This is a genomic window from Microbacterium sp. ZOR0019 (assembly GCF_000800925.1).
In the GTDB taxonomy this organism is placed as follows: domain Bacteria; phylum Actinomycetota; class Actinomycetes; order Actinomycetales; family Microbacteriaceae; genus Microbacterium; species Microbacterium aurugineum.
In genome coordinates, this window is sequence record NZ_JRKC01000023.1 from 23,624 (window position 1) to 34,509 (window position 10,886).

Annotated in this window: 10 protein-coding genes; 5 read left to right on the forward strand and 5 right to left on the reverse strand. The window is 69.2% G+C overall.

Annotated elements, in window-relative coordinates; all coding sequences use genetic code 11:
- Positions 1-11: 11 nt before the first annotated feature.
- From L978_RS18305 to L978_RS07055, 4 genes are all read right to left on the reverse strand, one after another.
- The gene (locus tag L978_RS18305; RefSeq protein ID WP_052193395.1) at positions 12-770 is read right to left on the reverse strand and encodes a hypothetical protein; all 759 of its coding nucleotides are present in this window, start codon (positions 768-770) and stop codon (positions 12-14) included.
- A gap of 232 nt (positions 771-1,002) precedes the next feature.
- Positions 1,003-1,923, reverse strand: a complete 921-nt coding sequence (locus tag L978_RS07045; protein WP_194239318.1) for a carbohydrate ABC transporter permease — start codon at positions 1,921-1,923, stop codon at positions 1,003-1,005.
- A 2-nt stretch (positions 1,924-1,925) separates the two neighbouring features.
- Positions 1,926-2,897: a carbohydrate ABC transporter permease gene (locus tag L978_RS07050; RefSeq protein WP_047521757.1), complete on the reverse strand. Its 972-nt coding sequence runs from the start codon at positions 2,895-2,897 to the stop codon at positions 1,926-1,928.
- A 31-nt stretch (positions 2,898-2,928) separates the two neighbouring features.
- On the reverse strand, positions 2,929-4,173 hold the full coding sequence (locus tag L978_RS07055) for an extracellular solute-binding protein (RefSeq protein WP_047521759.1): 1,245 nt from the start codon (positions 4,171-4,173) through the stop codon (positions 2,929-2,931).
- 322 nt (positions 4,174-4,495) lie between these two features.
- On the opposite strand from L978_RS07055, the gene L978_RS07060 reads away from it, so the two are divergent.
- The 5 genes from L978_RS07060 to L978_RS07080 are packed head-to-tail and all read left to right on the forward strand — an operon-like array spanning position 4,496 to position 8,974.
- Entirely contained in the window at positions 4,496-5,392 is an 897-nt protein-coding gene (locus L978_RS07060) for an SIS domain-containing protein (RefSeq protein ID WP_047521761.1), read from the forward strand.
- 21 nt (positions 5,393-5,413) lie between these two features.
- A complete protein-coding gene (locus tag L978_RS07065; protein ID WP_081996951.1) occupies positions 5,414-6,406 on the forward strand; it encodes an ROK family protein in 993 nt (330 codons plus the stop codon).
- Positions 6,403-7,347, forward strand: a complete 945-nt coding sequence (locus tag L978_RS07070; RefSeq protein WP_047521763.1) for a 1-phosphofructokinase family hexose kinase — start codon at positions 6,403-6,405, stop codon at positions 7,345-7,347. The genes L978_RS07065 and L978_RS07070 overlap by 4 nt, the downstream gene beginning before the upstream one ends.
- Positions 7,344-8,198 (forward strand): class II fructose-bisphosphate aldolase, encoded by an 855-nt coding sequence (locus tag L978_RS07075; RefSeq protein WP_047521765.1) that lies wholly within the window; start codon positions 7,344-7,346, stop codon positions 8,196-8,198. Before L978_RS07070 ends, L978_RS07075 begins: the two co-directional genes overlap by 4 nt.
- Positions 8,198-8,974, forward strand: a complete 777-nt coding sequence (locus tag L978_RS07080; protein WP_047521766.1) for a DeoR/GlpR family DNA-binding transcription regulator — start codon at positions 8,198-8,200, stop codon at positions 8,972-8,974. Before L978_RS07075 ends, L978_RS07080 begins: the two co-directional genes overlap by 1 nt.
- Positions 8,975-9,221: 247 nt before the next feature.
- On the opposite strand, the gene L978_RS07085 is transcribed toward L978_RS07080, so the two are convergent.
- Positions 9,222-10,886: CHAT domain-containing protein (locus L978_RS07085; protein ID WP_047521768.1), on the reverse strand; the 1,665-nt coding region annotated here is incomplete at its 5' end.

A 10,886-nucleotide genomic window follows, 5' to 3' on the forward strand; every position in this document is an offset into this window, starting at 1 on the left:
GTGAGCAGCCGTCAGCCGCCGAACTCCGCGCGCAGGATCATCTGACTGTGGTTCCTGTTGCAGGTGTCGGTGATCGGGTCGAGCAGGTTGGTCTCGGACAGCCAGGCGCCGGGAGCCGACTTCTCACCCTGCATCGCGGCCAGAACCTCGGCGAACGAGTCGGCCATCGCCGTATCGGATGCCTTCACGAGCGACTCGAGTTCCACCGCGGCCGCTTCGACGCGGGTCTTCCACTCCGTCTCGTCGAACGCCTGGTAGGTCGTGTATCCGGCATTGGCGTTCCACAGCGCGCTGTAGACGTTCCCGAACGCCTCGCACTCGGCTGTGATCTTCTCATCACGGACGAACTCCGCCGTGGAGAAGTGCGGTGTCGCGGTCCATTCGACACCGTCGGGGACCCAGATCGTGAAGGTCGGTCCCGTGGCCTCGGTGATCGGCCAGACCAGGGATGTGGTGCCGTCGCACGTGCCGCGGAGGGGAGCCTGTCCGAGCGCCATCGAGTCACCGAGCTCGGCGTGGAAGAGTCCGCCGCCGGCGCACTCGATGTCGATCGTCACCGAGCGCATGCCTTCCTGCAGGGGGAAGTCGATGCCGGGGTACGGGGCGGTCGGCCCGGTGCCGGTGACCGCGGGGCCGTTCATGATCAGCTCGACGGTGGTCGAACCCGAGGGTGTCGGTGTCGCTGCGGGCGCGGGCTCGATCGCGGTGCATCCGACCAGCACGATCGCGAGGGCTGCGAACGCGGAAATCCCGCTCGTCGCTTTCTTCATCCCCGATGCCCCTCTCGCCGTGAAGGATGTCCCTCTCGCCGTGACTGATGTCCCTCTCGTCGTGAAGGAGTTCTCACGGAATGAAGGAGCGGATTCCATATGCACTCCTTCATACCGTGAGAACTCCTTCATTCCGGGAGGACCGCTCCGGGAGGACCGCTCCGGGAGGACCGCTCCGGACGGGAGCCCTCCGGACGGGACCGCTCCGCCCGGGACCGCTTCGCCGGGGCTCCTACTTCACGCTGCCGGCGGTGAGGCCTCCGACGAGGCGCTTCTCGATGAGCATGAACAGGATGACCACGGGCAGGATCGCGACGATCGAGACTCCGAACACGTACTGCCAGCTGGTCTCGTACTGACCGACGAACTTGGTGAGCGCGACGGAGAGCGGCTGGTTCTTGTCGGTCGAGAGGATCACGAGCGAGGCCGCGAATTCGTTCCAGCAGGCGACGAACGTGAACACGATCGCCGTGACGATGCCCGGCCACACGAGCGGCAGGTTGATCTTGAAGAGCACGGTGAAGCGTCCGGCGCCGTCGATCTGGGCGGCTTCGTCGACCTCCTTGGGGATGCCGGCGAAGAAGGAGTGCATGATCCACACCGCGAACGACAGGTTGAACGCGGCGTTGATGAAGATCATGGCGGCCCAGGTGTCGCCGAGCCCGAGGGTCGTGAACTGCCGGAACAGGCCCGAGGTGAGCACCGCGGGCTGCAGCATCTGGGTGATGATGACCAGGAACAGGAACACCATGCGGCCGGGGAACTTGAACCGGGCGGTGTAGTACGCGGCAGGCAGGGCGACCAGCAGCACGAGCAGCGTCGCGAACACGGCGATGATGATCGTCGAGATCAGGTTGTACGGCAGCGGCGTCTCGGGGGTGGACCACATGGTGATGTAGTTCTCCCAGTGCCACTCCGTCGGCAGATACGTGGGGTCGACGGAGCGGATCTGCGGCTTCGTCTTCACCGAGCCGAAGAACATGATCAGATACGGCAGCACGAAGATCGCGAGCACGAGGAACCCGGCCACGGTGCGGAGGATGACACGGGGCAGCGTGACCTGGTCTTCGGTGTAGCGGCGCTTGCGGCCGGGGATGCGCGGCGCGGGCGAGGAGCCGGCGGTGGTCACGAGGGCGGTCTCGGTCACGGTCATGATCAGACCTCCTTCATGGGCTTGACGATCTTCACGTACGCCGCGACGATCACGATGACGATGAGGAAGGCGACGACGGAGAGCGCGCTGGCGACATCCACCTTCTTCTGCAGTTCGATGTACTTGAAGATCAGCGTCATGATCGTGTCGGCGCCGTAGCCGGGGATCGAGCCGGTCATCACCTTCAGGATCGGCAGCGAGTTGAACACGTTGATGATGTTGATCAGGACGGCGACCGCCAGTGCGCTGCGCAGCTGCGGCAGGACGATCGACCAGTACGTGCGGGCGGGGCCGGCTCCGTCCATCTTCGCCGCCTCGATCGCATCGGCCGGGACGGACTGCAGGCCCGCGAGGATGGTGTAGGTCGTGAAGGGCAGTGACACGAAGATCGCGATCACGATCGACCAGGCGAACGCCGTCGCGGGGTTCTTCGTCCACCCGTATCCGACGGCATCGTCGGAGAGCCCGAGGTCGTAGAGGAACTTGTTGAAGATGCCGAAGTACGGCTCGAGGCTGTAGTAGAACACCATCGTCGTCATGACGACCGACGCGGCCCACGGGACGATGACGGCCATGCGCACGAGCTGGCGTCCGGGGAAGGCCTTGTTCAGGATCTGCGCGAGTCCGAGCGAGATGACGACCGTGAACAGCACGACCGACACGACCCAGACGATCGTGCGGAAGAAGATCGGCCAGAACTCGGCGAACGTGAAGACGGTGACGAAGTTGTCGAAGCCGACGGATCCCTTGTCGAGGCCGGACAGGGAGATGTCGCGCGTCGAGTTGAAGAACATCACCCCGGCGGGGAAGAAGACCACGCCGATGATGAGCAGCAGCGCGGGGGCGATCCAGGGCAGCGCCTGGAGCAGATCCTTTCCACCCGGCCTGCCGCGAAGGGCATCCGGGGTCTTCCGGGTGCGGGGGCGGCCGGTGGCCGCCCCCGCGAGGTTCGAGGACTCTGTCTTCTGGCTCATTCGGGTACCCGAACCTCTCCTGTCAGCGGGCTCAGCCCGCGTCGACCTGCGCCTGGATCTCGGTCAGCACGTCCTGTGCCGGCTTCGTCTGAAGCTGGCCGAACAGCGACTTGAACGCACCGTCGGCGGCGGACCACTTCGGGTTGGTCGACGGGTAGAACTGGGCGTCGGGCAGCACGTCGAGGAACGGCTTGAGAGCCTCCTCGCCGGAGAGCTGCTCGGCACCCGACTTGGTGACGGGGAGGAAGCCCTCGGCCTGCACCCACGGCACGTACACGTCGGCCGAGTAGTAGTAGTCGAAGAACTTGGTGATCGCTTCCTTCTTGTCATCGTCGTTCTGGAACGCCATCAGCTGGTCCATGACGCCGAGCGTGAACGGCGAGCCGTCCTTCGTCGGGATCGGGACGATGGAGTAGTCCAGGTCGGGGTTGCCCTCGGCGATCTGGCCGACCGTCGGCGGGAGGCCGACCTGCATGCCGATCTTGCCCTGGATGAAGATGTCCATCAGCGGCGAACGCTGCGTCGAGCCGGGGTCGGCCTGCGTCGCGCCGGCGTCGATCATCTTCTTGATCTGCTCGGCACCCACGAGGTTCTCCGGGGTGTCGATCGTGATCTCGGACGCATCGCCGAACGATCCGCCGCCGCCCCACAGCCACACGGCCGCCTCGGCCTGTGCCTCTTCGGACCCGAGCGGCATCCCGTAACCGGCGACGCCGCCGCCGAGCGCGGACACCTTGGTCGCGGCATCCAGCAGCGAGTCCCAGTCGGTCGGAGCCTCGACGCCGGCCTGGTCGAGCAGGGCGTTGTTGACGAACAGGGCACGGGCGGATGCGATCAGCGGCAGAGCGTACGCGGTGCCGTCGACCTCGGCGTTCTTCAGGAACGAGTCCTGGAAGTCGGAGTAGGTCTCCTCCGAGACGACGTCCTTCACGGGGTAGAGCAGCTCGTCGCCGACGAACCCGGCGAACGGACCGCCGTTGTAGATGTCCGGTGCCTCGCCGGCCTGGATCTTGGTGGAGACGACCTTCTCGAGGTTGTCCCACGACTGCACCTCGAGCTTGACCTTGATGTCGGGGTTGGCCTTCTCGAACCCGTCGATCACCGTCTCCCAGTTCGCCTTGGTGCCGTCGGAGTAGCTCGGGACGAGGAGGTCGAGAGTGGTCGAACCGTCTCCGCCTCCGCTGTCTCCGGACGATCCGCCGAACCCGCACGAAGCGAGCGAGAGCGTGGCGACGGCCGCAATGGCGGCGGCGCCGAACCGCAGTGACTTCTTCATGTGTATTGCATTCCTCACTGTGAGTGTCCGTCCCTGGCGGCGGGCCGCTTCGGGAGGGGGTGTGGTGCACAGTCGCAAGCACATCACGCGACAGTGCGTGGTGACCGCTTCGCCGGATGGCATCGCGATCGTTCAAGCCGGGGCTCGGGGTTCTCGGCGTCGATGGGATCGACGTCGAGGCGTTGGAACTTTTCCGATTATTTGTCAAGGGAACAAACAAATCAAGCAGAACCTGGAGTTGATGTTCCTTTGCGCCATACTATGATCGGATCAAGCCTTAAACAATCACAAGTACGCAACTTCTCGCCAGAAAGGCACCCCGATGACTGCATCACTGCCCGGCGCGCACATGCGCGAAGAGCTCCACTCCCAGCCGCAGACCTGGGCCACGGCCGCAGACCTGAAGGCCGAGCAGGGTCTGCTTCCCGCCACCGGTGCGCGCGTCGCGGTCGTCGGCTGCGGCACCTCGTGGTTCATGGCGCAGTCGTACGCCGCTCTCCGCGAGACCGCCGGGCAGGGCGAGACCGATGCGTTCGCCGCTTCGGAGGCCTTCATCGACCGCGGCTACGACGCGGTCGTCGCCCTCACCCGCTCCGGCACGACCACCGAGGTGCTCGAGCTCGTCGAGCGCATCAAGGGGCGCATCCCGACGATCGGCGTGATCGGCGACCCGACCTCCCCTCTCGTCTCCCTCGTCGACGAGGCGGTCCTGCTCCCGTTCGCGGACGAGCAGTCGGTGGTGCAGACGCGCTTCGCGACGACGGCGCTCGCGCTGTTCCGCGCCTCGCTCGGTGAAGACCTCACCGGAGCGATCGCCGACGCGACCGCTGTGCTGGCCGAGCCCGGCGACGACGAGCTGCGCGATGCGGAGCAGTACACGTTCCTCGGGCGGGGATGGACGATCGGTCTCGCGCATGAGGCCGCCCTCAAGCTGCGCGAGTCCTCGCAGTCGTGGACCGAGGCGTACCCGTCGATGGACTACCGACACGGCCCGATCGCGATCGCGGCGCCCGGACGCGTGACGTGGCAGTTCGGCACGGCCCCGGAGGGACTCTCCGCTCAGGTGGAGGCCACCGGCGCCCGGTTCGAGCAGCGTGCGATCGACCCGCTCGCCGACCTCGTGCGCCTGCACCGCACCGCCCTCGACCGCGCCGTCGCGCGGGGGCTCGACCCCGATCAGCCCCGCAACCTCACGCGATCCGTCATCCTGGATGCATGACCCACGCCGCCGGAGCCGACCATGACCCGAGCTGACGGGGCCGCCGCCGTGCCCGACGTCGTGCGCGACGCCACCGGCGAGACGCTCGCGGCCGTGCGGACGCTCGGCGCGGGGGCGCCGGTGCTGGCGTTCGACGTCGGCGGTACCGACATCAAGTCGGCGCTGTTCGATGCGAATGGCTCCGCCCTCGGACTCCGTCGTACGCCCACGCCGATCGCGGACGGCGACCGCACACAGGTGCTGCTCGAACGTCTCGAGGTTCTCGCGGACGAGCTCCGTGCCGCATATCCCGACGTGGTGCCCCAGGCGGTGGGGCTCGTCGTTCCGGGAATCGTCGATGCGGAAGCGGGGCTCGGGGTGTTCGCGAGCAATCTCGGCTGGCACGACTCCCCCTTGCGTGACCTCGCTGCCGAACGCCTCGGTCTGCCGGTGGGGTTCGACCATGACGTCCGCGCGGCGAGCTGGGCGGAGCGTCGCCTCGGCGGTGCCCGCGACTACGCCGACGCGGTCGTGCTCGTGATCGGCACGGGGATCGCCGGGGCGCTGCTGATCGGCGGGATCCCCCACACGGCCGGCGGGTACGCGGGGGAGATCGGTCACTCGCCGATCGCCGACGGCCCGATCTGCGCCTGCGGAGCGCGGGGATGTCTGGAAGCCGTCGCCTCCGCCGGGGCGATCGCCCGACGCTACCGTGAGGCGACCGGCGTCACCCCCGACGGCGCGAAGGATGTGATCGCCCGAGCCGCGGCCGGAGACGAGGTCGCCGCGGAGATCTGGGATTCCGCCCTCGATGCGCTGACGATGTCGCTCGCACAGCTCACCGCCGTGGTCGCTCCCGAGGCCGTGGTCATCGGCGGCGGTCTCTCGCGCGCCGGCGGAGCCCTCTTCGACGAGCTGCGCACACGCCTGGCTGCACGCCTCAGCTTCCACCGCCTTCCCGTCCTCGTGCCTGCCGAGCTCTCCGGGAACGCCGGTCTGCTCGGCGCCGGCCTGCGTGCCAGGGAGCTCACGTGATCCTGACCGTCACCCCGAACCCCGCGCTCGACCTCACCTGGCGGGTCGACCGCCTCATCGAAGGCGGCACGCACCGTGCAGACGCGGGTGCGGCCCGAGCGGGAGGCAAGGGGCTCAACGTCGCACGCGTGGCCCACGCCGAGGGGGCGGACGTCCTCGCGATCACCACGACGGGCGGACGGGTCGGTCAGGAGTTCGCGGCCGAACTCGGTGCCAGCGGCGTTCCGCACGCCCTGGTGCCCGTCGTCGCAGAGACCCGACGCAGCATCGCCGTGGTCGACGAGTCGCTCGGCGACACCACGATCGTCAACGAGCGCGGCAGCAATCCGACCGACCCCGAGTGGGCCGCCCTGCTCGCCGAAGTCGTCGAGCGGCTCCCCGGAACACGGGTGCTGGTCGTCTCCGGGAGTGTGCCACCCGGCGCCCCGGATTCCCTGCTCCCCATGCTCATCGCGGTGGGGAGGGACGCCGGTGTGCCGGTCATCGTCGACACGTCCGGTCCCGCGCTCCTCCGGGCGGCGGACGCCGGTGCCACCGTGCTCAAGCCCAACGCGGCAGAACTCGTCGAGGCCACCGGCATCACGGATCCGGTGGCGGGTGCGCGGTCGCTGATCGCCCGCGGCACCGAGCTCGTGCTGCTCTCGCTCGGCGCGGAGGGGATGCTCGCCGTCACGGCATCCGCGCTCGTGCACGCGCGCCTCGACGAACCCCTCGCCGGCAACCCGACCGGGGCCGGTGACGCGGGTGTCGCCGCCTGCGCCGTGCTGTACGCCGAAGGCGTGCGCGATCCCGAGCAGATCCTGCGCCGGGCGACCGCGTGGTCCGCGGCCGCGGTGCTGACACCCCTCGCCGGGGACATCTCGCCCCGCTGGACCGAGCTCGAACAGCAGCTCCTCCTCTCGTATCCCGACCCCGCTTCGTTCCGGAAGGACCCTTCGTGACCCTCGTCTCCGCTCGCGACCTCGTCTCTGCGGCAGCTGCCGCCGGGACCGGCATCGGCGCCTTCAACGTGATCCACCTCGAGACGGCCGAGGGGTTGGTGCGCGCCGCCGCGCTCGCTCAGCTGCCCGTCATCCTTCAGATCTCGCAGAACTGCGCCGACTACCACGGCGGGCTCGAGCCCATCGCACTGGCCACGCTCGCCGTGGCCCGGCGCGCCGAGACCCCCGTGGCGGTGCACCTCGACCATGCCGAGCGGCCGGAACTGGTCGACGAAGCCATCGCGCTCGGCTTCGGGTCGGTCATGTTCGACGGCGGTGCGCTGCCCTACGACGACAACGTGGCGCTCACCGCCGCCGTCGCCGCTCGTGCTCATGCGGCCGGTGTGTACGTCGAAGGCGAGCTCGGCGAGGTGGGCGGCAAGGACGGTGCCCATGCGCCGGGAGTGCGCACGGACCCCGACGAGGCGCGGGCCTTCGTCGCCGCGACCGGGGTGGATGCGCTCGCGGTGGCGGTCGGATCCTCGCACGCGATGACCGATCGCACGGCCTCGCTGGACCTCGAACTGATCGGTCGCCTGCATGAGGCGCTGTCCGTTCCCCTGGTCCTGCACGGATCGTCCGGAGTCGCGGATGCCGTGATCGCCGAAGCCGTGCGTGCGGGGATGACCAAGATCAACGTCTCGACGCACCTGAACGGGTTCTTCACCCGCGCGGTGCGCGAGAAGCTCGGGACGGATGAGCGGCTGGTCGACTCGCGCAAGTACCTCGCCCCCGCCCGCGACGCACTCGCCGAGGAGGCTGCGCGGATGCTCCGGCTGTTCGCGCTGCAACCCGTCGGCGCGGTGTCCTGATGAAACGCGCTGCCCGGCTGAACGCGATCCTCGATCTCCTCGCCGCGAGCGGAGAGGTCACGGTCGACGAGCTCGTGGAACGGTTCGGCGCGTCGTCGGCCACGACCCGGCGCGACCTCGACACGCTCGCCGAGCAGCGTCTGCTCACTCGTACGCACGGTGGTGCCGTGGCGCAGACCGTCGCCTACGAGCTGCCCATCCGGTACAAGAGCCATCTGCGCACGCACGAGAAGGCCAGCATCGCGCAGGTCGCGGCCGGTCTCGTCGCGCCCGGCATGGTGGTCGGGCTCTCGGGCGGCACGACCACGACGGCCATCGCCGCCGCGCTCGCCGCCCGCGACGACCTGTCGGGGAACGGCGGCATCACGGTCGTGACGAACGCCGTGAACATCGCCGCCCAGCTCGCCACGCGGCCCGACATCAAGGTGGTCGTGACCGGCGGGGTCATCCATTCGCGCAGCTACGAACTCGTCGGGCCGTTCGTCGAGCAGCTCCTCCGCGGGGTGCGCCTCGACATCGCGTTCATCGGCGTGAACGGGATGGACGCGGTCGCCGGTGCGACCACGCAGGACGAGCGCGAGGCCGCGGTGAACCGGATGATGGCCGAGCGTGCCCGCCGCGCGGTCGTGGTGACCGACGCCAGCAAGCTCGGCGTGGAGGCCTTCTCGAGCGTCGGCGGCGTCGACCTCTTCCCGACCGTCATCACGGATGCGGGGGCCGATGCCGAAGCGCTCGCCGGCCTGCGTGCCGCCGGGTACGCGGTGCTGGTCGCCTGAACCCCGGACACCCTGAGGGCCTCGACGTCCCCAGATCGTCGAGGCCCCTTGAGGGTGTCGCGGCGGTGTGCCGCGTCATCCTCGAGCAGATGGTGTCCGTGTCGTGTTTCACGCTCCCCAGCGCGCATGATTCCCCAGATCCGACTGCGCCTCCCTCGCGCCTCTCCCTTCGAGGCCCTTCGCATGGCACCTTCCGAAGAACAGGAGCATGCGGCGTCCGTTCTGATACACCGATTGGAGAAAAAGGTCAGAATCCATCGCCGTGGCACTGGAACGGCGCGGTGTGGCCGGTGTCGAGGGCGGCCCGCGTGAGCGCATCGGCGGGAGCCGCGCCGGCGGAGAGCCCGGTGTGCACGGCGCTCAGCAGTTCTGCGGCGACGTCATCCGGGACCGCCACGGGCGCGGCGATGACGCAGTCGGCACCCGCGTGCAGCCAGACGCGGGTCATGCCCAACGCCTCCTCGCCCCAGCGCACCGAGGAGCGGCCGAGTTCGCACGCCGACAGGATCACCGTCGCGGGGACGCGCGGGATCAGGTCGACGTCGTAGCCGAAGAGGGTGCCGTCGACGAGCTCGAAGCCCGAGAACAGGGGGTTGTCCACCGCGTGCCGGCCGTGCGCCGCGATGTGCAGCACGTCGGTGCGCGCCGCGAGTTCGGTCACAGCCGCGACGGTCGCCTCCGCTCCTTCCAGGATGTCCGGCGTCCGGTCTGCGCCGCGCCAGGCTGCCGCTGCCCGCGACACCTCATCTCCTGCCCGAGCGACCCGAGGCCCGGCGGCGAAACCGATCGACCGCGGAGGAGCATCTCCACGTGCGGGTCCGCCCAGCAGGCGGGACACCGATGTGGCGAGCGTGAACGGTACGCCGATCATGCCGGGCAGCATCGCCCACGGCACCCCGGCGAGGGCGCCCGGAACGGTGATCGCCAGCCGATCCGCGGGAGGCGCCGCCCGAAGAAGAGGAGTGAGCACCTCCGCATCGAGGAGTGCCAGGCGGGAGGCGAGCGCCCGCTCCGTCACCGCCCCCATCAGCCCGCCACGAGTGAGCGCGGCCATGTCGAGGTCGGCGCGGAGACCGTCGAGTGCCGCCTCCACACGCGCCCAGGACAGGTCGACGACCGTGGCTCCCGAAGACGCCACGACGATGCCGTGCAGGGTGGAACCCGTGAACACGTAGGAGAGCACCGTGGTGCCGGGGGCGAGTCGCGCTGTCGCCTCCGTGAGGTCGAGTCGTTCGCGGGTGCCGCCGGACCCGGTCATGGTCCACTGGCGTTCTCGCACCCGGTCGCGCAGGGCCCGCACCCTGGCATCCCTGGTCCAGTCGGCGCCGGTGAGCTCGGCGCGCAGCATCCGCAGTTCCGCCAGATCGACGGCGAGGGATTCGTCATGCGGAGGCCGGACCGGTGCGACCTGCTGACTGAGGTGTCGTGCGCGTTCCGACCACTCGAACAGAGTCTCCGGTTCTTTCAGTCTCGCCGCGGCGGAGAGCCCCGCGAACATCAGGTCGCTGCCATGCATGGCCACCGACGCCTGCAGGTCGAGCGCACCGAAAGACTGCTGCCAGGTGGTGAGGAGGTCGAGTCCGGCCGCGGCAGCACGCAGCGCCTCCCGGTCGCGTCCGGCCGAGGTGGCGCGCGCAGCCCGCACTTCCTGGGCGCGCAGGCGGAGCGGGGTCGGAGCGTTCTCGTCGAGCCGGGGCAGGCGCCCGCGGCCGTCTCGGCGGGCACTCAGCCGCAGACCGGTCGCCTCGGTGCGGAATCCTGCACGGTCGAGAGCCTTCGCGACGCGGTCGAACTCGTCCGCGTCGATCGCGCGATGCGGGTGGGCGCGCTGCCTTGCTTCCAGCCGCACGGCGTCGGCGCGGGCCGCCCATCCGTGGTTCGCGAGCGCGGTGAAGCGCCGCGCCGCGGTCCG

Bases quoted from the DNA above. Each gene is read 5' to 3' on its own strand.
- L978_RS18305 (WP_052193395.1), bottom strand. From the start codon at position 770: ATGAAGAAAGCGACGAGCGGGATTTCCGCGTTCGCAGCCCTCGCGATC.
- L978_RS07045 (WP_194239318.1), bottom strand. From the start codon at position 1,923: ATGACCGTGACCGAGACCGCCCTCGTGACCACCGCCGGCTCCTCGCCC.
- L978_RS07050 (WP_047521757.1), bottom strand. From the start codon at position 2,897: ATGAGCCAGAAGACAGAGTCCTCGAACCTCGCGGGGGCGGCCACCGGC.
- L978_RS07055 (WP_047521759.1), bottom strand. From the start codon at position 4,173: ATGAAGAAGTCACTGCGGTTCGGCGCCGCCGCCATTGCGGCCGTCGCC.
- L978_RS07060 (WP_047521761.1), top strand. From the start codon at position 4,496: ATGACTGCATCACTGCCCGGCGCGCACATGCGCGAAGAGCTCCACTCC.
- L978_RS07065 (WP_081996951.1), top strand. From the start codon at position 5,414: ATGACCCGAGCTGACGGGGCCGCCGCCGTGCCCGACGTCGTGCGCGAC.
- L978_RS07080 (WP_047521766.1), top strand. From the start codon at position 8,198: ATGAAACGCGCTGCCCGGCTGAACGCGATCCTCGATCTCCTCGCCGCG.